Annotated in this window: 23 protein-coding genes and 2 pseudogenes; 7 read left to right on the top strand and 18 right to left on the bottom strand. The window is 57.1% G+C overall.

Going from position 1 to position 22,671, the window contains the following annotated elements:
* The first annotated feature begins 1,060 nt into the window (after nt 1-1,060).
* From JQ611_RS08145 to JQ611_RS42405, 4 genes are all read left to right on the top strand, one after another.
* Nucleotides 1,061-2,242 carry a calcium-binding protein gene (locus tag JQ611_RS08145; protein WP_212465130.1) on the top strand — a complete coding sequence of 394 codons (1,182 nt, stop codon included), beginning with the start codon at nt 1,061-1,063 and terminating at the stop codon, nt 2,240-2,242.
* Nucleotides 2,243-3,069: 827 nt separating this feature from the next.
* A complete protein-coding gene (locus tag JQ611_RS42965) occupies nt 3,070-3,222 on the top strand; it encodes a recombinase family protein (protein ID WP_212465129.1) in 153 nt (50 codons plus the stop codon).
* A gap of 625 nt (nt 3,223-3,847) precedes the next feature.
* A complete protein-coding gene (locus JQ611_RS42410) occupies nt 3,848-4,321 on the top strand; it encodes an SDR family NAD(P)-dependent oxidoreductase (protein WP_212465128.1) in 474 nt (157 codons plus the stop codon).
* Nucleotides 4,218-4,712, top strand: a complete 495-nt coding sequence (locus tag JQ611_RS42405; protein WP_212465127.1) for an SDR family NAD(P)-dependent oxidoreductase — start codon at nt 4,218-4,220, stop codon at nt 4,710-4,712. Before JQ611_RS42410 ends, JQ611_RS42405 begins: the two co-directional genes overlap by 104 nt.
* A gap of 173 nt (nt 4,713-4,885) precedes the next feature.
* Here JQ611_RS42405 and JQ611_RS42400 read toward each other — a convergent pair whose 3' ends face one another.
* The 6 genes from JQ611_RS42400 to JQ611_RS08105 form a co-directional block, all read right to left on the bottom strand.
* Entirely contained in the window at nt 4,886-5,137 is a 252-nt protein-coding gene (locus JQ611_RS42400; protein WP_312011913.1) for an ABC transporter substrate binding protein, read from the bottom strand.
* 41 nt (nt 5,138-5,178) lie between these two features.
* Nucleotides 5,179-5,868 carry an ABC transporter substrate-binding protein gene (locus tag JQ611_RS08125; protein WP_283816741.1) on the bottom strand — a complete coding sequence of 230 codons (690 nt, stop codon included), beginning with the start codon at nt 5,866-5,868 and terminating at the stop codon, nt 5,179-5,181.
* A 295-nt stretch (nt 5,869-6,163) separates the two neighbouring features.
* Nucleotides 6,164-6,736: a tetratricopeptide repeat protein gene (locus JQ611_RS08120; protein WP_212465126.1), complete on the bottom strand. Its 573-nt coding sequence runs from the start codon at nt 6,734-6,736 to the stop codon at nt 6,164-6,166.
* Nucleotides 6,737-6,824: 88 nt separating this feature from the next.
* Entirely contained in the window at nt 6,825-7,196 is a 372-nt protein-coding gene (locus JQ611_RS08115; protein ID WP_212465125.1) for a M48 family metallopeptidase, read from the bottom strand.
* A 280-nt stretch (nt 7,197-7,476) separates the two neighbouring features.
* Nucleotides 7,477-7,941 carry a hypothetical protein gene (locus tag JQ611_RS08110; RefSeq protein ID WP_212465124.1) on the bottom strand — a complete coding sequence of 155 codons (465 nt, stop codon included), beginning with the start codon at nt 7,939-7,941 and terminating at the stop codon, nt 7,477-7,479.
* On the bottom strand, nt 7,898-8,407 hold the full coding sequence (locus tag JQ611_RS08105) for a hypothetical protein (RefSeq protein WP_212465123.1): 510 nt from the start codon (nt 8,405-8,407) through the stop codon (nt 7,898-7,900). The genes JQ611_RS08110 and JQ611_RS08105 overlap by 44 nt, the downstream gene beginning before the upstream one ends.
* A gap of 495 nt (nt 8,408-8,902) precedes the next feature.
* Here JQ611_RS08105 and JQ611_RS08100 point away from each other — a divergent pair, with 495 nt between their 5' ends.
* Nucleotides 8,903-9,586: a class I SAM-dependent methyltransferase gene (locus JQ611_RS08100; protein WP_212465122.1), complete on the top strand. Its 684-nt coding sequence runs from the start codon at nt 8,903-8,905 to the stop codon at nt 9,584-9,586.
* Between the two features lie 1,021 nt (nt 9,587-10,607).
* Here JQ611_RS08100 and JQ611_RS08095 read toward each other — a convergent pair.
* Complete coding sequence (locus JQ611_RS08095) at nt 10,608-10,763, bottom strand: type VI secretion system tube protein Hcp (protein WP_212465121.1); 156 nt, start codon at nt 10,761-10,763, stop codon at nt 10,608-10,610.
* 712 nt (nt 10,764-11,475) lie between these two features.
* Between JQ611_RS08095 and JQ611_RS08090 the strand changes: the two genes are divergently transcribed.
* Nucleotides 11,476-11,736, top strand: a complete 261-nt coding sequence (locus tag JQ611_RS08090) for a PilZ domain-containing protein (protein WP_212465120.1) — start codon at nt 11,476-11,478, stop codon at nt 11,734-11,736.
* A gap of 9 nt (nt 11,737-11,745) precedes the next feature.
* Nucleotides 11,746-11,907 carry a PilZ domain-containing protein gene (locus tag JQ611_RS41605; RefSeq protein WP_312011890.1) on the top strand — a complete coding sequence of 54 codons (162 nt, stop codon included), beginning with the start codon at nt 11,746-11,748 and terminating at the stop codon, nt 11,905-11,907.
* Between the two features lie 307 nt (nt 11,908-12,214).
* On the opposite strand, the pseudogene JQ611_RS41600 reads toward JQ611_RS41605, so the two are convergent.
* The 11 genes and pseudogenes from JQ611_RS41600 to JQ611_RS08040 all read right to left on the bottom strand — a co-directional run.
* Nucleotides 12,215-12,498 (bottom strand): annotated as a pseudogene (locus tag JQ611_RS41600) (IS21 family transposase); the annotation flags it as partial.
* A 527-nt stretch (nt 12,499-13,025) separates the two neighbouring features.
* Complete coding sequence (locus JQ611_RS42960; protein WP_409411257.1) at nt 13,026-13,256, bottom strand: DUF6894 family protein; 231 nt, start codon at nt 13,254-13,256, stop codon at nt 13,026-13,028.
* Between the two features lie 210 nt (nt 13,257-13,466).
* Complete coding sequence (locus tag JQ611_RS08080; RefSeq protein WP_212465119.1) at nt 13,467-13,688, bottom strand: hypothetical protein; 222 nt, start codon at nt 13,686-13,688, stop codon at nt 13,467-13,469.
* A gap of 133 nt (nt 13,689-13,821) precedes the next feature.
* On the bottom strand, nt 13,822-14,505 hold the full coding sequence (locus tag JQ611_RS08075) for a hypothetical protein (protein ID WP_212465118.1): 684 nt from the start codon (nt 14,503-14,505) through the stop codon (nt 13,822-13,824).
* A gap of 1,382 nt (nt 14,506-15,887) precedes the next feature.
* On the bottom strand, nt 15,888-16,082 hold the full coding sequence (locus JQ611_RS08070) for a hypothetical protein (protein WP_212465117.1): 195 nt from the start codon (nt 16,080-16,082) through the stop codon (nt 15,888-15,890).
* Nucleotides 16,083-16,530: 448 nt separating this feature from the next.
* On the bottom strand, nt 16,531-16,791 hold the full coding sequence (locus tag JQ611_RS08065; RefSeq protein WP_212465116.1) for a hypothetical protein: 261 nt from the start codon (nt 16,789-16,791) through the stop codon (nt 16,531-16,533).
* A gap of 669 nt (nt 16,792-17,460) precedes the next feature.
* Nucleotides 17,461-17,925, bottom strand: a complete 465-nt coding sequence (locus JQ611_RS08060; RefSeq protein WP_249133018.1) for a hypothetical protein — start codon at nt 17,923-17,925, stop codon at nt 17,461-17,463.
* A 357-nt stretch (nt 17,926-18,282) separates the two neighbouring features.
* A complete protein-coding gene (locus tag JQ611_RS08055) occupies nt 18,283-19,008 on the bottom strand; it encodes an alpha/beta fold hydrolase (protein WP_212465115.1) in 726 nt (241 codons plus the stop codon).
* A 537-nt stretch (nt 19,009-19,545) separates the two neighbouring features.
* Nucleotides 19,546-20,145 (bottom strand): hypothetical protein, encoded by a 600-nt coding sequence (locus tag JQ611_RS08050; RefSeq protein ID WP_212465114.1) that lies wholly within the window; start codon nt 20,143-20,145, stop codon nt 19,546-19,548.
* A 183-nt stretch (nt 20,146-20,328) separates the two neighbouring features.
* Nucleotides 20,329-21,276 (bottom strand): sulfonate ABC transporter substrate-binding protein, encoded by a 948-nt coding sequence (locus JQ611_RS08045; RefSeq protein ID WP_212465113.1) that lies wholly within the window; start codon nt 21,274-21,276, stop codon nt 20,329-20,331.
* Between the two features lie 204 nt (nt 21,277-21,480).
* Nucleotides 21,481-21,947 (bottom strand): annotated as a pseudogene (locus JQ611_RS08040) (TspO/MBR family protein).
* Nucleotides 21,948-22,671 lie beyond the last annotated feature (724 nt).

Here is a 22,671-nt window from a genome sequence, read left to right as displayed (position 1 = left end):
CTGACGGGACCGTCACAAGAGGGCAAAGCGCTGCATCGTCGGGATTTCAGATCCACCGATCATGGGGATCGTTGTGCACCAATCGATACATAATTATTTTGTCTTTGCCGGGAGGGGAAGCCTAACTCAGCCTCAAGGGTGCGCGAAAGCGCCCCGAAAGGGGATGGATTTTTAACAAATCAGCCCCTTGCCTTCCCAGGTCGATAAGCCGAATGAACCGCACAACCAGCGGTCTCTCCGGATGTGAGGCACCGCCATGCTCAGTCTTGCGGCAATTCTGGTAAGCGATTGCCGGTTGTGTGACGTGGGAAGGCCCCTATAGCCGGTCGGCCGTCAGCTCACTGGAGCTTCAGCGTGCCCCGCAAATCGCTGTTCGCCGGGCTAAGGCACCGCAAACGGCGCAGGCTCCGCTGGTGAAAAGAGTACACGCTGCGCGTGCGCTAAGGGCTCAAACCCCGGTAGTGCGAAGGGCCGAAGCCCCGATCATTTTGGGAGTCGCCTTTTAACGTAACTCTGGTTCTCTTTTCGAGGTCTGGTAGGCGCGCCAAAAAGCGTTTCGACCATCCGATAGTGTCACCACCGGCGCCGTTCGTGACAATGTCGCATCCCGTTAGCTCTGAGGCACTAATGCCAACCCTCGGCGAGGCAAGCAGCCCGATCTCGTTAGGGTGGGGGAGATATCAATTCGAAATGACCATCAACCCCATGCAAAGCGCCCCCGGTGCAAAGCCAAAACGATCGGGTAATCCGACGTTGTTGTTAGCCCCCGCCGTGGTAGCGGCCCATGCCGTCGGGGACGATGATCCCTCCGCCCGTCGTAGTTTCGGCACGCCTGTGAGATGGTTGAAGGATATCTCGAAGAGGCGGGACATGCCTTTTCGGTTCGGCCGCTTCCAATGGTGGCGGAAGATCAAGTGGCCCGAATAAACGCGAGTAGTGGGCGCGACGACGCGGACTATGCTCTCTTCCATATAGACCGACGCGCGCGGCTGGCCCAAGCTCGAATGCCGGCCGGTGCGAGTGGTGCGGTGCCGGCGGCCCATTCTTTAAGGAGGTATTCATGGCGCTCGGTTTTGATTATTCAGTCCAGATCAGCGATCCAGATAATCTGGCTGCCGGTCAGCAAAAGGCTCTCCTCAAGAACGTCGATGCAGCCATTGCGAATTGGGCGCGCTACATCAGCGGCTCTGGGTCGGTCGATGTCCAGTTGATCATCGATGCGACGCCCGGCTTCGGGGCAGCCTCCGCCAGCGCGACAAATATTACAATCGACCAATTCAACGGCAAAATTCTGGTCAGGGACGGCGTTCAGCATGAGTTGCTTACCGGAATCGATCTCAATGGCGATGCTCCTGATGCGTTCATAACTGTTGGGGCGGAATACCTGTCCAATTTTATCTGGCTCGATCCGACGCCATTTTCCAGAAACCTTCCCGTCCCCTTGGACAAGAACGACGGCGTTAGCCTGTTCATGCACGAGTTCGGCCATGTTCTCGGGATGAATGGGTTCGGCGAAAAGAACGGTGAACTCACCGGGACCACCGCCAGTGTTTATGATAGCCACGTCACCTTCGAAAGCGGGCTCCCGTTCTTTGCGGGCGCGGCCGCCGAACTGCTTTACGGCGGGCCCGTGCCTCTCTCAGGCTCCGACGCGGACGAGAATACGTACCACCACTACGGTCACGAGTCCGCCGACCAGCTCGATCTTGCCTTGATGCAGGGGAATGCGGGTTTCTTCTTCGGCCAGCGATACTATATCGACAACGTAGACCTTGTCATCATGCGAGACATGGGCCTCTCCACTAGCAACCAGACGGAGAGCCGTTGGGACGACTTTAGTTCTGGGTTTGCAGGACATGACGTTTTCAGGACTGGACGGGGCAACGACACCTTAAAAGGGGCTGGAGGGGATGACGGTCTATATGGTGGCGTTGGAAACGATCGCCTGAGCGGAGGAGACGGTGAGGATCTCGTTACCGGAGGCAAGGGAAACGATTGGCTCAGTGGCGGCGCTGATGCTGACACTTTCGTTTTCGGGAAAGGCGGCGGCAAGGACCTTGTCATTGACTTCGAACTCGGCGTCGATCGAATCCGGCTCGAGCATGGAGCGTCGGTCCAAGAGGTTGGCGAACGTGACGTCGATGGGGATGGCGTACTCGACACCGTATTGAACCTGAGTGGCGGCAGCGTTGTGAAGCTCCTGAGCGTGCATGGCGCGGATCACGATGACCTGCTTATCTAAGTCTGCCGAGCCTCCAGGTGTACGTCAGACATCGGCTCTCGCATCGTGGCGCTCGGCGGTGCGGCCCACTCAATCGAAAGGGCTCCCAACTGATACAGTCTCGGCGTCAACACGTCAGGCGCAGGGGGGTTGGCGCGTCTAGCCGCGGAGGGCTCAACTCGCACGCCAAGAACAAGCAAGGGCCCATATAACGGCTGCGATCATTGAGAGCCATGCTACCGTGGGCGAACGGTCACCGATGAGTGTATCGCGGCCCCTCGCAGGCATCTCCGGCCTCGTGCTGGAGGACAACATTTTTATCGCCGATGAGTCCCAGCACGCTGGAGGACGCCGGCGCGCGCGTGCTTGGCCCCTGTCGTGACGAAGAAACCCTTGAGACGCTTGAAGACGAACAGTACGGCCGGAGCACTCATGCCCATAAATAATCCATTGGCTTTCTTAGTACCGGCAGCCACCCAAGCTAGATGAAGCCTAGACAGGTCCTCACCTTGCCACTGTCTTCCGTGAAGCCCCCCGTCACACCAAGCGCATCGGCAGCGGCAACTGCACGGTTCACGCCGGCGGGCCTAACGTTTGCGCTGTCAGCGTAAAAAACCCGGCGGTTCACCCCGCCGGCTTTTTCTTTCCCACGGCTGTACGGACCGAAATTTTGAGTTTACACATGTGCTCTCACGCCGCCTGCAGCGAGTCCATGCGGACTCGACGAGGATCTGGTCGATCTCGGCAATGGTGCCACCAATCGCCTCGATTGCGTTCACGGCCTCGCCGGTGGCCGTTTGGATGTAGTGAATCTGCGCCGAAATTTCCTCGGTCTCCTTAGCAGTCTAATGACCCACAAGACGCCCTTCATCGTGGCAGAGCTGGGCGCTGATGCAGATCCTTTCATGCTGCACCTATATGCCGCCCTCGCGGAGAAAGAGCGGGCAATGATCTCCCGCCGTACAAAGGACGCTCTGGCAGCCAAAAGGCTCAGGGCGTGAAGCTGGGCGGGGCCTGAACGCCAAGGGCATACAGACGAAGCACGCGGGCTGCGCAAGCTGTTTGACGAGCTATCCGGCAAGTCTGCCCGCGCCATCGCTACCGAACTGAACAGGCGCAACGTGCCGACTGCGAGCGGGGGGCCCCTGGTACGCAACGACGGTCATTCGAGTCCAAAGCAGGCTGAGGGATACTGATTGAGCGTCACCCCGGGATTGGGGCATTTGTGCCATAATACGCATGTGATTTGGGTAGCCATATTCGGGGGAAAGCGATGGCAACGTACGACAGGAAAACCGGTAGGAAAACGTCGTGGGTCTCGAAACCACCCAAGCCTGAGCGTGCCTGGGTTTCCAGACAGGTCGGCAGACTGCGGTTGGCGGCGGTCGAGAAAGGTCTCTAATCGGAAAAGCCTGAGCGAATTCGTCGCCAATAGGCTTCTTGCCGTACCAGGACCGCTTTCGGCGATCTGGAGCAGCCGACGCTGCGTCAAGGCCACCCAAACGCGACCTTTGTGGTGGACAAAATCATTGAACGCGAACGAGTTTCTCGCGATGGTACCTCGCGCAGCCCGCCCGGACGGTTATCCGTGCGGCAACCAAACATATGGGGCAAGGGGAGATGTAGATGGGCATTGTCGTCGTTACTGGAACGAGCACTGGTATTGGGCAAGCAACTGCGATTACCTTGGCGCGAGCTGGACATACGGTTTTCGCGGGCATGCGAAATCTAGATCGGGGCGGCGAGCTTCGCGAGATCACATCGACGGAAGAGCTCCCGATTAATATCGTGCAGCTTGATGTCGACAGCGACAAATCCGTTGAAGATGCCTTCAGGCAAATCTTGAGTGAAAGCGGCCAGGTCGACGTCTTGGTCAACAATGCGGGAATTGGGGCACGGGGGTACATCGAAGAAGCGCCGATCTCCGTTTCCCGACAAGTAATGGAAAACGAATTTTTTTGGCGGCGTTCGATGCATTCAAGCAGTCGTACCGTCCATGCGAGAAAGGCGGAGCGGCTGCATCATCGATATCACTTCGGTTGCGGGACAGTTTGGAATGCCGCCGCAAGGCCCGTACGCGGCTTCGAATTGGGCATTTGAAGGACTTAGCGAATGCCTGGCGCAGGAGCTGAGCCCATTTAACGTGCGTGTGGCCATCGTGGAGCCGGGTGTGATCGCAACGCCGCTGACGACCACTCCCAGACCAGCACCAGCCCCTAGCCCATATTCTATGCAAGGGCGACGCATTGGCGCTTACTTCATGGCGTCGCTAAGCAAACCTACATCGCCGTTTGAAGTGGCCAAAACCATTCAGGACATAGTTGATGGCAAAAGCACAAAGCTTCGAAACCCAAGCGGGGCTGAGGGTGCGTCGCTTATCAATTGGCGCAAAAGCAAAACGGACGAAGAATGGGTGAGTTTGGGTGCAGTGACTGACGCGGAATGGCAGGCCGACGTAAAGAAAAATTTCGGCATGGATGTCGAACTTTAACACAGTTCGGTTAAAGCTGGGCTGCGGACTAATCGTTCCTTTCGGGTCATTCAGTCTTTTCGGTGCTGGCCGATGACTTCCGGTCTGCACCCGGAAGCAGACATAGTCACGGCCGGTCGGCATGTCTCAAATGTGCCACAAGGCGACATATGCGATGCAGCAAAAGAACCCGGCTATTCAATCACCTCATCGGCGGTGAAAAGAAGTTTTGGCGGGATCGTAAGGCCGAGAGCCTTCGCTGTCTTGAGATTGATGACCAGCGCGAACTTGGTTGGCGTCTGCACCGGAAGGTCGGCAGGCTTCTCGCCCTTGAAGATTCTATCGACATAGGTGGCGGAGCGGCGAAACAGATCGGGAAAGTCCGGACCGTATAACATCAGGCCGCCGCCTTCGATAATCGGACGCGCGTTGACGAACGTCGGAATCTTGTATTTGAGCGCGAGCGCGACGATTGTTTCGCGATGCGCTACGTTAAGATGTCGCCAAGAGCCAGCAGCCCGCCGTTTCCGCCGCGCGAAAGCGACGCCATCACGGCCTCTATCCCGGCGTCGTCATGGCATTGAGCGTCTTGAACCGTGACGCCGATGGACGGCGCCGCGTTTTCCAGGAGCCTCACCATCGGGCCGCAGTATGGGGCCGTTTCGGGATTGTAAAGCACCGCTACCGTCGTGGCTTGCGGCGTGATCTCGGTGAACATCTGCAGTTGCTTGGTGTACATCGGCAGATCATAGCTGCTGAATCCGGTGATGTTGCCGCCAGGATGCGCCAGGCTTTCCACGTAGCCTAATCCGACGGGGTCGCTGACGAGCGCGAACACGGCCGGAATCGTTTTCGTATGGTGCCTGACCCCTTCGACCGCGGGATTTCCCCCGGCAAGAAGCAGATCCGGTTTCAGCGCGACGAGCTCGGCGGCTTGGTGTTCCGCCAGTGCGAGGTCGGCGCCATACCAGCGCCAGTCGATGTGCAGGTTGACGCCCTCTTTCCAGCCGCGCGCCCCCAATTCCTCCAGGAAGGCGCCACTGAGGCTCTTGCCAAACACGTCAGTTGGGAAAGATAAACAGAGGAAGCCGAGGCGCCGCGTCGCGCCCTGCGCCCGCGCCGCCGTGGGCCAAGCCGCCGCACCACCGAGTACACTGAGAAATTCCCTACGTTTCATGTCCTCGCCCCAACTTAAGAGGTCGCATCGTATCCGCTCAAAGCGGGAATCTGGAGGAAGGGGCCGTCGCTACTGCAACGTTAGATGGTCGCCCATGTCCGAGTCGAGTCAATCGCGTCGGTTTGACGGTCGGCCAGCGACTTCCGGTCTACCCCCGTCAACGGACATCGCCAGATCGACCCGGCTCTTCCGCTTCGTGCCCAACAGCAGACATTTTGCGGCTAAGCGAACGCGTCCGTTTCGTGCCAATAAAAAAGTGCCAATAGTAAATGTCGCGGAAGGCGATGTCGACTAATTAGCGCTTCGCGACTTTGTCGTACTTTGCAATTGCCAGCCCTAAATCATCATATTCGTCGCAGGGAATGAGGCAAATTCGCTCTAGTGCTGTGAGATGCTCTTCGGCTTTGGCAAGATCGCCTTGCGCCAAGTGAGCTTCACCGAGATGTTCGTGCGCGCTGCGCTGCCGAGGATTGAGGGTCAGAGCCTGCCGATAGTGCCGCATTGCCGGACCGAACTGCAGCATGCGGCGGTAGGCGTAGCCCAGGTAGTTCTGGATATCGGCATTGCGGGCGTCGCGAAGCCCTGCATTCTTGAGTGCCTTGATCGCCGCTTCCCAGTCGCCGGCCGCGATTGCTCGCTTGCCTGCCGCGAAATCAGGATCGAGCGCCGCCCAGTCCGGCGTTTCCGCCATCGCCGCCATGGTCGAGCAGATCGGCCACGCTTCGGCAGGGACGACGGTCGCGGACCCAGCATTGCCTGCGATGGGCGACGTTGCAGCCCGATCTTGCCGGCCAGGTTCAGATAAAAAATACGATGCCGGCACTGCGGCCAGCGCACCCAACACGGCGGAGATTAGGATCGAACGCATCATGATCTTTGGACAGTTAGCGGGCTGCCAGATAAGTGCGCCCGACAGCAGTTCTACTCATCCTCTGCCTCAGCAGCTCACTGCCGCATCAAAAAGGTCTTGGCCTCGTTGATTTCCACTCGGTCGGCATCGGCGTCCTTGTCAGTTCAGCAAGCCTTCGGAAATAAGACGTAGCCTTCTCGGACTGATTTGTGGCCTTCGCGGCCTTGGCTGCACCGTACAAGCCGCGCAGCCGGTTGGGCGTCAATATCAGCGAGGTCTCGTATTCTGTGAGCGCTGATCGCGGCTGCTGCTGTTCGAGCAACAGGTCGCCCAACAGCTCGCGCATCGGGTAGAGCCGGTTCTCCATGGCGATGTGCTTTTCGCTGTTATCTTCCAAGTCTGCTGCGGCGCGCATGAGCTTGAGCGCCTCCTCCTTTTGCCCCTTGGCATAGACGATCCAAGCCGACGCAGCCAACATCTGGATTTCGACTTGCTCGGCCCAGTAGGACTGGTTCGCGTTTTCCAGCGCGGCGCGATTCCTTTAAGTTTGTCGACCTCGCGCTCGGCAGCGGCAAGGTCGCCGCTGCGGGCCGATCCCATGGCGCGAGCGAAATAGGTGATAGCCTCGGCCTGTGGAAATTGGCTGCCTCTCGGCTCGAGCGCAGCTGCTTCCTTCCAGGCCTGACGTTCCAACGCGAAGCGCGCCGGCACCGCCGCAAGCGCGGTATAGCTGGCGAAGTATTCAAACCCGAGCTTCTTTATAGCGTTGCTGTCGTCGCGTAGCTGCTTTGCAAGGTCCTCCTGTCCCATTTGCAGCAGGGCGTATTCCGCAAAGTCCAGATGGTGTGGCTCGCCTGGATGTGTCGCCCCGGGCCAGAGCTTGGTAGCTGCTCTTGCGCGATCGCTCGAGATTTCGTGTTCGATGCGACCGATTGCGTCCACATCCCGAGCATGGAATAAGTGTGGGACGGCATATGCTGCGCATGCTGCGCCGCGGGAGCGACCTCGGCATATCTGTTGGCGGCATCAAGACCGCGTTGCGCAAGCGGCGGATAATCGTAGGTGTGGATCAGATAGTGCAGCGCGCCCGGATGGTCAGGTAGTTTCGCCAAAATCTTTTCGAGGATGGCCCCGGCCTTGAGCTGCTTCGCATAGTTCTTGTCGCTATGTAGCGCCGTCTCATTGAGAGCGAGCGCGTAAAAAATGGCCGCCTCCGGGATCATCAGGGTATCTCTGTATCAGCGTTTCCATCGCCTTTTCGTAGGCGAGCCCACGCTCCGTTTGATCGACCTTGTCGAAGTCCTTGTAGTAACGCTCGATCGCGGCGAGCCAGTCACGCTCGCGTTCGGTCTTGGCGCCGATCGCCTTACCCTTTTCCACAGCCTCCGATCCGCTCTTCAAAACCGCTGTTGTTAGGGGCAGAATCAACGGATTAGGACGTGTGCTGATTGCGATGCCCCAGTAAGCGATCTCGCATTGCGGATCGGCGGCAGCGGCTTCGGTAAAAGCCTTGACGCTGTCCGGATAGAAGAATGAATGCACCATTGCTAGGCCGCGATCGAATTTCTCCTGCGCCGGCGGCGTGCACGAGGTCTCAAAATGCACGCGGCCGAGATCTTGCGCCCAGGCCGCTGTGGTGAATGAGCTTGCCAATAGCGCTGTGACGAACGTTCCCGATTTTGGTTTCATGGCGCTGCCTCGTTGCGGTCAAACTAAGCATTTAGCGCAATAACGGTCGTGCGCCCGTGCGCACGGCGAGTGCTCGGTGAGAGACCGGCATAAAAGGATTGTCGGTTCTATTGACAGAGCGATTGCCTGCCGACGGCATTCCCCGCTGCCTATACGACCTCGAACGGAGACCTCGGCACATCCCGTCTCGACGAGCAGCTCTCAGAAGCCTACACGATCCCACGCGCCCATTCAAAAGGCCCATATTGGCCGGGGGGCAGCACCCACAATCGGCCAATATCAGTCACCCAATGTCTGAGTCGGATCACACTGAGAAGTCCGGATGCTCAACCGGTAGGTCGGCCTTACCCCCAACTCCGGACATGGTCTCGCACCGCGCAAACTGACGCTTTGTGCCAGAACCGGAAATTAGGTCGCATCTGCGACTTTTCTGATCCAAGTTTTGTTTGCAGAATGGCACGAGCCGAGGATCGTCTTTTGGGGGAGGAAATCAAAATGGCAGAACAGACAATTCACTTCGACGACGGTGCCGGCTACGAGCAGATGATGGGAATTTGGAGCCGGTTCGCTGGCGAGATATTCCTTGATTGGTTGGCGCTTCCCTTGGGTTTGCGGTGGATCGACATCGGTTGCGGCAACGGGGCCTTCACTGAACTATTGGTCGAGCGATGTAGCCCCGTGGAGGTCCAAGGCATTGATCCATCCGAAGGGCAGCTCGCTTTTGCACGCACACGACCTGCATCGCGCCTCGCAAAGTTTCACCAAGGCGATGCCATGGCCCTCCCTTTCGCCGACAGCAGCTTCGATGCGGCTGTGATGGCATTGGTTCTTGTGTTCGTTCCGGACCCAGCGAAGGGCGTCAGCGAAATGGTTCGAGTAGTTGTCCCCGGCGGTGCAGTCGTGACCTACATGTGGGACATGTTGGGTGGCGGATTTCCGCTCGATCCAATCTACTCCGAGATACAGGCAATGGGCATTGGGGCAACGCGCCCACCCCGGATGGATGCTTCTCGGATGGAAGCGTTGCGAGACTTGTGGATCGGCGCAGGCCTTGAGGACGTGCAAACGCGAGAAATTACGGTGAAACGGACTTTTGCAAATTTCGACGATTTCTGGATGACAAATCTCAAGTCTCCTGCGCTTCGGCCTACGGTTGCCTATGAAATCCGGAGACGTTGAAACGCTTATCTCACGGGTACGTGCGCGCCTAACGGCGATGCCGATGGTCGCATCACCTATGGTGCGCGCGCGCATGCGGTAAGGGGGCGCCGGCAAGTAGCTTGAAGGCTGCTATGGGTCATTCTCCACCCATTGGATTATCCGCCCGATGCCCGGTTTATGGGGCCGCCTCCCAGGAGCTCTGCGCTGAGTATCCAGGCGGGGTTCGAAGGCCCGCTGTTAGTACGGGGCTGAGGCTCAATCACTGACGCGCGCCGAAGTGTGCCGCCTGAGGACGGTTTAGCGCCTGAGAGTGAGGTTTGCAGTCGATAGCGGCGGAGATCGAACCTTACTCGTTCTCCTCATGTCGAGCTGTGGCGTCGACTGACATGGCCCCCAGTCCCTCTGACCCGGTCAGTGAGGCGTTCTTTTGACGGGCCTGCTGTCCGGCATTGAGGGAGGAACGGTCCCCCTCAGGGAGGCGTCCTAGAGGCAGTAAGAGGCGGTCCGTAAAAATATCAGTGTTTTCAGTCGGGGTCCGAAACAACCATGAGATACATACTCGTCAGTACGCGACACAGAGCCAAACCTAAACCTAGTGTGGATTTCAGCAGTGGGCCCCTTACCGATCTGCATGGCCCCTTTGGACCGTCCCTTTTATGGTGTGCAAATCCGAGGGGCAAAAATTCATGGTTGTTTATCGGGATTTACCTTGCTCCCGGTGAATGCACATCGCGGGACCCAACTGCGCATCCCGTGATCATGCCGTTTTAGAGAATGAAGCGCGTAGCCGTCCTGATTTGGATTTGATACTGGATGCACCCCAAGGTCATGCGCAGCTAACTGAAATCGATCGTGCATGGGGTCGATCAATCACGTCACGGCAATCATGATCGGAGGGGGTCCTGTGTCCGTTAAGGCACGCTCTTGTGTCGCCGATGCGCCATGAAGCTGATGGCGCCGCTTCGTCGCCCGTGGCCGGTGTGGGGGTCGTGTTTGGCAGAGTTGTGGAAGGGCGATCAGATGCCTGCGCTGTGGCCGGTCACTTCATAAGTACCGGCGACGCCTTGTCGTATAAATGAGTGAAGTTGAAGTCGTGGAAGTCGGCTTTGCCCGCGCCCTTCCCACCCGTTACGTTCTCAAGTTCAGCCGCGCTAAGTACCTTCGGGGCTGTTTTCGTTGCGGGGTCGTACTTCATGTGCGTTGTCCCCCTTGTGGATTGTCGCGCCAATTGATAGTCCTCGCGACCACGCCGTTCCGTGATGTAGCTCACACCGTGCTGGTCGCTCCGGCTAACCTTCGTGAACCGTCGGTAATTCACCACAACGCACGCCTTCAAACCGCTGGTCGATTTCGGCCCGTCCTTTTAGGTGCGAATTGAAGCGGCTCTCTTAACGTACAAAAATTCATGGTTTTTGATCGATGCAAAAAATCCATAACCCAAATAGAGTGTCGCCTTAGCGCATTGCGCCACGAGGTTGACTGAAGGTCGTCGCGGAGATCGAGACGATGCCGCAAGCCATCTCATCTATCCAGCATGTCTGGCAGCGCCACTCATAGGCACGGAAGGCCTCTACTGTTTTCGCCAATTAGGTCATTTTTCAAAATACAAAGTGTTTTGTTTGAATCGGACCACGCGTTGGGTGTGAAGTTTCTATTCTGATAGACAGTAGGAAGGCCAGTACCTTCTGTGGCGGAACGGAATCAGCCCCGGTAAATAGGAATAGCGGGATGCAGCTCATATCTGCCGAATGGTATATTTGACATTTGGCTCGTCTTCTTCAAAACCCGAACCTAGGCTGGCCGGCGCGTTAGCCAAACTTTAAGCGCGTCTGTAAGTTTCCAGACCGCTTTACGGACGCTTTACGGATTGGGCCCACCGTTAACGATTAGTTTTCACAGGTGAGCTGATGGCAACCATCGCAACAGCGGATACTGAAGCACGCGTCACGCCGCGCCGCAAAGTCCTCGATAGCGGTTTGATGAGGTTCGGCGACTTTTCTGTCCCCTGCGTTATTCGCAATCTTTCGGAAACCGGCGCTGCGTTGGACGCAGCTCCCCAGAGTTTTGTCCCCGATCAGTTCACTTTGATCGTTGTTCGAAAAAAGAAAATCTATTCCTGCACCGTCATATGGCGAAAAGGAACACGCCTTGGCGTATCGTTCTGCTGAACTACCTCGATGATCGACGAGCGCAGAAAGTCCCTGCGGACCGACGTTGACGAAATGGCCTACATTTCGGCATCGGGCTCGAGCACGCGGTGTCAAATTGCAAATATGTCCGAGGACGGTGCTGCCCTGGATGTCCCGACGCCTTGTTTATCCCGAATTGCTTCCAATTGATGACCGAGCGAGATCGGATCGTTCGAACCTGTAGAATTGTTTGGATCAAACAGAACCGGATCGGCGTCGAGTTTGAGACTAAAGAGCAGTCTGCAATCACGCATCGAGAACGGCAGTTTCTACAGTATTTGCGTGACACTACATGGCAGCGTGCAAGCCGAACAGCTCGAAACTAATATATCGAAGCTGCTTGGTAACGGCTGGATCGAACGCAGGGGCGACGGGAACGACGCCGCATACCGCATCACGCCAAACGGCTTGGCTGCGAAAAAGACGCCGGTCAAATATAGAGAACTGACAAAGCGTCACCGCGCCCGCGGAGCTCTTCGAAGATCCGGATCAACGTCAGTTGCTCGCGAGCGGACTTGGCCGCATTCGCCGCCAGCAGTCCGTCGAGTTCTGCTGCCCAGCGTCCCAGCTTTGGTCGCGGCTGGACCACACGCTCGTACTCGAATGAGGTCTCTCTCCCGACCTCAGCACCTTCCGGACCGTGTTCCGCGACACCCTCAGGTCTCGGGCGATCTCCTTGATCGTCTTGCCCTTGATGAAGTGCTCGCGCCGGATCCGGGCAATCGTCTCCACGATCAGCATCCCCAACCACCTGCTTCATTCCAAAGCAGGCAGCGCAACAGACCAACCTGTAGGGGGTCAATTTTGGACGCCGATCCCCCGGCTCAGGGGGGCAATATTGCAGGCCGAATGACAGTGATGCCGTCTTAAACGCCGCAGCTTATGAAAAATATCGGAAAGCGAATGGCCATTAGGAAGCGCGGTGCGCAGCCGGGCAACAATAACGCTTAAGCATGGCCGCGGTAGTGCTTCGGTTCGAGCCGAGCGGCTGGCAGCGTGGGCCGAGCAACAGCGCCGATCCGCTGAGTGGTCGAGGGCTGTGCCGAAAACGGATTACGAGGCGATCATCGCATGCCTTCGGATTCTGAAGCAGAGCAAGACGTAACCGATTTTGCGAGCGCGGCGGTGACGACGCCGCACAGGGGGTCGCTCAAATACAAACCTGCGGTGTGCACCCTGCATGGTGATGACTCTACGTGCACCTAATGAAACACGGCCTTTCGCAGAGACGGAGCTCGCCCCCCGCGCCGTTTGTTTGTTCGGGCGCTTCACTGCAGAGACTTCGGGTCCCACTGAAAGATAACCTCGCAAACTGGCCCCTTAGCGGTTCGCACTATTATCGCCAGGTGTGCGATTGTCCGCTCTAGCTCGTCGCGGGCAATTTCAGCTAACGTTCGGGAAGCCTCTTGTCGAGCCGACCCTATATCAAGAAGGAGTTCACCCTCTTCATCGACCGTTACATCATCGTCTATGACGACGTCGAAGTAGTAGCGGATCATCGCGCACTCTCCGGTTCGGCGGGAGCGCTATAGCGTCTCTTGGTTAGGGCCCGCTATGAGGGTCCCGTGATCACGACGTAATGTCGGGTACCGTACAATTGTTCCGCCATAACGAACGCCGATACCTCAGGAGTGAAAAAGGGAAAGATCTAACGCGAAGGGTTCACAAGTGAACAGACCGGCCAGGAGCCAGAGGGAGGTAAGCATGGCTCAGAAAGCTACTCTCACTCCGCTCGGAAAGTATGAGTTCGGATCGCCGGGAAGCCGAGAGTATTCGGCGGGGCTGGCACCTTCCTTGAACAGCATCGGGCCGTTGACATTCTCAATGCGGATCCGGCCGTCCTGTACTGCTTCCGTCGCGTTGGCGATCTCGAGCAGCTTGCGGGCGGCGGCTTCCGGATCGGCAAATGGTCGGGGAGTCACGTGTTTCATCAGCGGCGGATTCCGTCTGTTCGTTGCTTCGCGTAAATGTGCTGGCGGTGCGGAAGCTTTCGTCCGGGCTTCACATTGGGTAAGACTGTTGGCCACGGATCGAACGCGCGACGCCAGTACACGTTAGCGCCCTCTAATCCATCACCAGCAAGCGACCGACAAGCGGCGTTGCACCGGGCCTGGCGTGGGCGTCGATTTCGAATACGATCTGAGACGATTTGAATTTGGCCAAGTAGATACCACCCGGGCTCAATGCCTGTTTGTGGGCGTCGAAATCGTAGAATTTGCCCTTTAACTGTTTGCCGTTGAGATCGATTCGCAGGAGTTCGCCCCGCTCATCAAGTCGTTCGACTACAAGGGTGCCGTGCCCTGTGGCTTGCACAAGCGGTGACGCTCCGTACAAGGTAAGTTGCGCTGTCATCGAGTTATCGTTCATTTTCGAGTTACCGCTCGATTCAACGCCTCGGAAGGCTGTTGCCGCGACTCCGTTCGTATCCCGGGTAGTGTTGTTTGCATGGTTGGCGTCGCACTCCGGCTGGTCTTCCTTAACGGAGGCGAGGTGCACTACGCTCTCTTCGGTTCCGATAATAACTGTACCAATTCCCTCGATCTTCTCGCGCCGGCAGGACTTCAGGTAAGTGATGACGATCGAACTGTTGTTCCCAAGCTTGATTACCGTCTTGGGTGTCAGGTAGTCCATGAATTCCGCGCCGGTGACCTTGCCCTGAATCTCCTCAACGATCGCAACCGGCGTCTGCGCAGCAGAGGTCGAGATCGGCGCCAATAGGCCAACGAAAACGGCAATTGCTCGCTTCATTGCGTCATTCCTATCCATCGAGTTGGTGCTGAACCAACGTCGCGGCTCGGATCAAATGCCGCATCGCGCGGATCAAACGTCGGCCAACGGTAACATTGGTACCAAATTGAAGACGCTTTGACGAACGCTTGGCTAATCGTGAGGACGTTGGTTACGCCAGCGGGTTAGTTCGGGCATGGCCCATTAGAGCGCGGCGAGTGCCGTATCGCAAGTTATCAATCCCTTGGGGATCGGAACGGCGCGAACCTACCTCTTTTAGTGGCTGTGGGGATGATCACCGAACGCGCAAGTTGGAGTCGTGAGCTACAAGCGACTACTAAAGAAGGCGCACTATTAATGCCGCCCCGATAATGGCGAGCCCGAACGACAGAGCGCTTCCAATCAGCGCTACTAGTTGCCCCGTTCGAGCATGTTCGTCTCCCGATTTCATCTTGCCCCAGTTGGCGGCGAATAAAACGCCGCAACGGTGTCCGGTCGCCATATGAAAGCGCCATTTATCTGCAAGCTGGGCGCATCGCTTTTATGGGCGCGAAACCTCACCGGCGAAAAAAATGCTCGCGTTGAATTAGTCTTGTTGGCAGTTTCTTGGTCTTCAACGCACTCGCTAAGGATCTTATAAGATCCGGTCCCTGATGATCTGGCTACCTTGTCGCACCAGGCTTGAGTGTCCGCCGGTAGCGGAGACCATATGTTCCTCAACGTGTCATAAGCTGACTGCTCTAGATCTATGCATCCTCCATAGATCGTATCAGATCGCGCTCCACTAGAGTGGGCCACCTTGTTGGTGTGCCGCCGGTGCTAACAACAGTGCCGCGAACGAAATCAAAATTCTAAACATGATCTAGGACCAATTTTTAGAAAGAGATTTCTCCATACGTCGGAAGTCACATTTGCGACATCGAGTAGTCATTTCTTCGCCTTTAGCCCGATCTCGTCCAGCCAGCAAATTTGCGTCAAGTTCTTACTCATAGTTGTTGGCCAGGATTTTGAACCGTAATCAGATAACCAAACGACCTCTTCTGATTGCCCGCCACAATGTCGATCTCAACCTTGTCGGAGCCAGAGAAGTCTTTATTCGGGGTGTATATCAAGGCAGTGCTTGGTACCTTTCTGGCCGGGCAGTTATTTCCCGCAGGCACGTTGCTCACTATTATCTGCATTTGAACGACGCCATTGGCCGGCAACGCGGTGACTACCGGCAATGCGCTCGGACCAGGGGTCGCACTGCAGTCCGGTCGTGCGGTGATAAGGTTGATAAGAACCACCGAGGCACCGGGTTTCGTCTTCAATTCCTTCGGGCTTTGCGCCAATGCCGGCGCACTTGCTGCAACGAAAATTAAGCACTGAGTTGAATGATCTTTTTCATCATTTCCCCGTCGCCTTCATTCTATTTGAAAAAGCCCACCGTCGATAACAGACTGCAGATCGGCGGTCACTGTCACCGTGTGAGTTTCTGAAAACACGATGGTTGTGCGGAGGCCGGCTGCCACTACGAATCTCACCGCCTGTGGATTTACATAAATCGTTAGACCGGTGGCGGCATCAGTGAAGGCCCGGTAGGAGATGACATCGCTCATTTCTTCACCTTCAGCCCCAGCTCGACAAGCGCAGCATGCGATTTTAGCGAACCGCAGCAGAAGCGGGGTTCACTTCGATCTAGCTGGCCAGCCTTCCGAATTGGCCGCGATCCAGTCGGCGGCCTCCTTCTTTGTATCGAAGTCCCCAACGTGGGAATCGGGTCCATTTCCGGTCACCACGACAACAGTCCAGGTGCCGGTCTTTAGCCGCTTTGGTTGAAACTCGGGCTTTAAGCTGTCCATTTTCCAGCCCTTCCGGCGCCACGATCGAACTGACCCATACCGAGAACTATGGGAAATTCCTAAACGCTGATTCTGAGGGTGGACAGCACCCCAGATGGGGTACTCCGAAGAGCGCATTAACGCGCCCCAGTTCAGAGTACAGGGAGCTGCGCGAAAGCCGCAACTCGCACTATAGGCCGTCGCTAGCAAGTGAGGCTGTCAGCATTCAAGCAAACAGATCCGCGCCTGCCGGGGTGAACTTCACGTAGGTGCCGCTCTCGTGCAGCAACAGCCACCCACGCGCGATAGCCAGATCAAGGCCAGCCTTGTATTCGGTCGGGGTGGCGCGCTCCTGGTACAGCATCGGCGCGTTTATCTTCTCGATGTAAATCTTTCCGTCTACCGGCTCGGTAGCGTTGGCGATATCCAGCAGCTTGCGCGCGGCCTTTTCAGGATCGGAATAGGGACGGTCGGTGCTGAACTTCATGCGTGCTGCGAATCCATATGTGCATCATGAACTGACGAGCGGTTACCGCTATATCGATCGCAGCGCCACAGAAACTGCGAGCCTGCCTTGGGCTCCCTAATGGACCTGCGGGACCTTGCGCTCCCGGGTCTCCCTTAGGTCCGGGGTCTTTGCCACAAGCTGCGAGCGAGAGCGAAAGTCCAACTGCCAGTAGTGCCAACAGCTTCATGGGAGCCCCCTGAGAATGATCTAGCAATCCAGCACAATGCGACTGGAGGTTCTCCGGCTCCATCCTAGCCGTCAACGCGTCGAAAGCTGCGATTGGCATTGGGCTTGCTGGTTGTTGGCAGCCCTCGGACCTCTGGTTCGAAACTTGTCTTAAAGCGCGACAACCGAGGGATCGACGTGAAACGCCAGTATCGTTCTGAGACTAGGCAGATTGCACCTGAGCAAATCGAGACACTCGTTGTCACCCTTAGTCGACGTGTGGAATTGCTCGATAGCGACATCGCGGCGGAAGAAGAACGCACGCGCTGTAAGGATCGTTGCGACGCAAGTTATTCGGTCTTAGCTCGCACCTTGATAGCGAGGCGTGCCAACCTGTCTTCGACCATTGCCGCACTGCAGGAGCGCATAGCGGCCTAAGAGGCTCCTGAGTGGAACTACAGTTGACCGTTGCCGGATAGGTTCCTAGACGAACGCGCCAACAGCCTCGGGCGTTGCGCAAAGGAGACGCCTGCGAATGGCCTCCTCCACGAGGGCCAGGGACTGCTTGGCTTCGCGCGCTTCTGCTTCGGCTGCTTGTGCGCGGAACTCAGTGGCCGTCAGCTTATCTTCGATGGCCTTCATGCGTGTCTGGGCCACCCGTGAGGCGTGTTGCAGCTTGCCTTCGGCCTCAACAATGACTTCTCGGCGCGCCCGCTCGACGGCTTCAATTCGGACTTCAGCACTCTTCAGTTTCTCAAGTGCGCTCTTGCACAGGGACTGCGCGCGGGCTTCGGTCTCTCGGGCATGATTTTCGATACTGGCGAAGACCTCGGCAGCTTGGTACACCAAGTTTAAGGCGTTCGTGCCTGAAGCCGACGTATTCAGGCGAGCAAAGCTGAGGACGTTTTCTCTGGTGTCGACCGATGTTCTCAGATTGCGTTGCGCCATGAAGGTCAAGACCCGTCGCGGATGAACTACGAAGACATCATGAACAATTATGGTAAAGGGACGGTTAAGGCGCGGCTCAGCTCGAGGTGCTGCTAACGTCGTTGCGGCTGAGAGCACCTGGGAATGGATTGGCTCTTGAGCCTGCGGGTGATCGCGATGGGCGTGGTGATCCACGTGTCGGTCTCATGTCATCTACGGTTGTCATCAGGGTCATCAACATGGCGGTGAGTGTTGCACGCCTCAGGCGGATGGCTGCCGATCCGCGACGCTTCAGGTCCGCTCTACCCCGGAATCAGACATTGTCAGGATACACGCGGAGGTCCGTTTGTGCCACGTGCGGAAGTCGCCGCAGCTGTTTTAGCGATGCCGCAAGAAGTCCCGGATTGCACGGTTCACCAACATCGGATGGGATTGCATCGGGTAGTGGCCTGCATCCTCGATCCGAACCACGGTCGCATTCGCCACGTAGTCGTGGAGGTTGTCCAACTGACCGGGCAAGCAGTGAGGGTCTTGCATACCCCAAAGAACCAATGTGGGAACATCCACCCGGAGGGATGTTGTGGCGGGAGGTTCCGTGACACCGGCAAAGAAACGCGCAGCGAGGTCTGGCGTTTCCATCTGCGCGGCCTCGGCGATGGAGGAAGGCACCTTGATCGGATCGGCGCGGTAGTAATTGTACCAGGACGGATAAGGCGCAATAGCACTGTTACGGTCGCGCTCGTATTGGGATGCCTGGATTTGCGCCGCGCTATTGCGGACCTCACGGAGTAATATGACGGGGTGCGGTGCATTGAGAATGATCAAGCGTTCAACACGGTTTGGATAGGCGGAAGCAAACACCCACGCAATGTAGCCACCCCAGTCGTTGCCCACGAGGATGCACCGCTCACGGCCGAAATGACGAAGCAGGGCATGTACATCGCCCAACGATCTCGGCATGGCATACGCCTCGACTGCCTCCGGTCGATCTGACGGCGGAAACCCTCGCAGATTGGGAGCCACTACCATGTGGTCTCGGCTGAACTCTGCGAGCTGGCTCGTGTACAGCATCCAGCTGTCCGGGATACCGTGAAGGAACAACATGAGTTGGCCCTCGCCCCCGTGGATAATGTATAACCTCACTCCGTCGCCGTCGGCGTAGCCCTCCATCAGTCCGGATTGGCACGTGCCCGAGCGCGGCCATATGGCCGCCGAAGCGAAAGTCGCCAACGATAGCTTGGCACCCAAGGCGAACAGGTGTCGTCGGTTAACAGAAGGCAGAACAATTGGACGCATGCACCTCGTCCCCGACAGCGATAACAGATTGTATTGCGTCAACCCGCTTGGAGCATCCACTCATATGTCCAGTCGTAACGCCATCGTACACCGAAACGCGCAGGCCAAGTGCACTTTCCCAATGTCCGCTCGGGGTCAAAAACGGAAGTCTGGACACGCAACTGGGAAGTCCGCTTTGCCCTCTCAGGGACGGACATGGTCAGCCTGGGCTATTAGGTCCGAAATGTGCCAATTCCGGAAGTCGCCTCTGGCGATTGGTGCAGGCCATTCAGCGATCAAGGGGGGCATCTTTGCGCGGCTATGTTCGGACTCCTAAACGAACGTTGCGGATTCCATAACGATTTCTTATCTAGGCTTTGGATTTTCGTACGAAGGAGCCTTGCCTATTTTTTCCATCTTTTTTTTCTTAATCCATTTTGCGACTATATCGAACGCTTGCTTCTTGGTTCTTTCCAGAAATTGTCTAGCGGCGGAATCCTTGTTAGCCAGATTGATTGAGTAATCAAGGTTTGTGATCTGCCAGCGCCTCTCGACCCGCACCGTGCAGTCTTCAACTTTGATTACCGAGCCGCCGCTCGGGTCCGATCTTTTCTGCCGTTCAAATTCATCCAGATTCTTAAAACCACCCTCCCGAGCGCAACGAATCTGTTCAGAAACGTAGAAGTTGAACAAACCGTCGCCGCTATATTCATCGAATCTTCGACGTTCTTTCCTGCCTTTGCTAATTCTAAAGCAGCTGTGATGGCTGGCGGGACCCTTCCCCCAAGTCGAGTGTAACCAGAGATTATTGACTCCAGGGTTTGAACGTCTTGTAGAGCATTGGTCGGAGAGCAAATGAACATTGAACCGGTTTGTCGCAATTGATCTGCCATTAAAATCCCCCGTAAAAATCAGCGTGTGGATGCCGCGCCAAATTCGCCGCGAACACCGTGCCAGTTGTTGCACGCGCTCCTAAGTCACTCATCAAACCATATTTAGCCATCGCACGGTAGGACCAATGTCGGCTTCGGGTCAAAGTGAGAAGTCCGGGCGTTCAACCGGGAAGTCGGCTTGGCCCTCAATAACGGACTTCGGCAGAGGCCATCGGATGTCTCAAAAGTGCCACTGGCAGAAGTGATCGTGGCCCAGCTACTGGTGCGCCGCATCCGATACCTTGATCGCTGCGGGAATGAGTCCGAGATCCTTGAAGGTGTCGGCGATCCGCTGCTGTTCGGCGATAACCGAACTGCTGATCGGCAGGATGTCGAAGGTCCTGCGGGACAGCGCAACCTCCATCACCGGCTCGGGGAACCCGGCGGCCGCGCTGAACGTCTTTGCGGTGCCCCGAATATCCTTTGCCGCTTCGGCGTAGACATCGCGCGCGGCACCGAGCACCACTTCGATTATCTGGCGATGCGCCTCAGCAAATGTCTTGCTTGTGAAGAAAAATTCGTAGTTTGAGACAAGGCCAGTGCCATCAGCGACAGTGCGCGCGCCCAATGACATCTCGGCGGCAGTGCCGTAGGGCTCCCAGATCACCCAGGCGTCAACCTCCCCCTTTTCGAAAGCGGCGCGCCCACCGACCGGCGGCAGATATACTAGCTCGACATCGGTGTATTTGAGCCCTGCCTTTTCGAGTGCGCGCACCAGCAGGTAATGTACGTTGGAGCCTTTGTTAAGCGCGATCTTCTTGCCCTTTAGATCGGCGACCGTCTTGATCGGGCTGTCCTTCGGTACGATGATCGCCTCGCCCTTCGGCGCCGCCGGCTCGTGACCGATATAGAGAAGCGGTGCGCCGGCAGCTTGGGCAAAGATCGGCGGCGCGTCGCCGCTATGGGCGAAATCGACCACACCCGCCTTGACCCCTTCGAGGAGCTGCGGCCCGCTCGGAAACTCCTTCCAGGTGACTGCGTAGCCGAGTGGCTTCAGGCGCTCTTCCAGAATGCCGCGTGCTTTCATGAGTGCGTAAGCGCCGACCTTTTGATTACCCATGCGCACTACCTTTTCCTGCGCGACCGCGATGCTCGGTGCGGCTGAGACCAGCATCAGCCCCGCCAAAGTCGCAAAGCCGAGTGCCCGTCGTGTAATCCTGCTCATGACGATGGCCTCCCCGATTCCACCGAAGTAGCGCTTCGGGTTGCCGCTCAGCGAACGTAACGAACCCAGGTTATCAGCTTCTTGAACTACTCCATAGCGCTGCGATCCTATCCAGCGGGGCTATGTCCGAGTTGGGTCATTCGCGTCGGTTTGCCCCTCGGTCGCTCACTTCCGGTCTCACCCGATAAGCGGACATCCTTAGGCTCAATCGGCACGGATGTGAGTGCAAGAAGGCCGAGAGCTATTCAGAGCCACGACACCAGCATTGACCGTGGCCGCGTACGCACCCAGGCTAAATCAGGGGCCAGAAGGTACGTCGCGACACGATCAACCCGTGATGCAAGGCGGATCGTCATGCCAATGGCGAGCAACAATGCCACTATGATGACCAAGGCCGTTTTGGTGCCGTGCCATCCGAAGAACACTGGCGACCAAGCCGTATTGAGCGCGAGCTGGGCTATAAACCCTGCCATCGCACTTGAACGCGCTGCAGATCGCTCATGCTCCCAAAGCCTCCAGAAGCTCACGGCCATGAGAATGTAAAGTGTGGTCCACGCGATGGGGAACACTGAGGGCGGTGGTGTCCAGGATGGCTTGGCGAGCCCTGCATACCAAGTCGGTATCTCTGGCCTCGTTACGAAACTCTCGACTATGCCCACGCCGAGACACATCGCGACGCTGAGCGCCAAGCGCACTACTTATTTCAGTCGCATCATCGCCGTCTATCGGTCCAATGGATGTCAGATGTAATTCTAGCTTGCTCGGGAGGCTTAGGTTTCTGAAGCCACCGCAGTGCGACTAAAGCAACTCGGGACATCGCAGCGAACCGGTAGGCCCGCGTTGCTGTCAAGCAAGCTCGAACCAGGTTCAAATCCGCATTCGATTTGTAGCGGGGGACTTTGAACAGGCGTAAAAGTCCCTACCCATCGCTCCAATTGCCAAAGCTCTACGTCGTGCTTATCGAGACATTGCTTGGCGTGTAACCTGGCTGTCCTGTCATCGGGCGCGGAAAATTTCAACCGACTAATGGTCTGACGATCCGCGCTGAGGATGAAGGCCTGATACTCGTGCATCCAGGCCGTGTCTTCGAACAGTCGGAAGTCGAGCGCAGTCACCGATGAGCACCCTGAATGTCGTGGCTAAGCTCCGGCTCGTCACCTGGTCATAACGGCTTAAGATGCCGTTAGGTTCCTCGGCACCTACGAGGCCGCCGGTCATCCTGACGAGTTGCCGATCATCCTGCGCTACTGCGCTCACCTATGCTCCGAGCCGAACCCTCACAACGCGAAGGCACATCGTCAGTGCGCGGGCACCATGCCTTCGGCCACCGCTGCCGCGACAAGCTGGTGCGCATCCGCAACACCCTCCTGCGCGGACCTGACGATGCGCTGAGCC

This window comes from Bradyrhizobium sp. AUGA SZCCT0182 (assembly GCF_018130185.1).
Classification (GTDB): Bacteria; Pseudomonadota; Alphaproteobacteria; order Rhizobiales; family Xanthobacteraceae; genus Bradyrhizobium.
The sequence above is the reverse complement of the archived record's forward strand: the minus strand, read 5'-3'. Positions and strand labels throughout refer to the sequence as shown.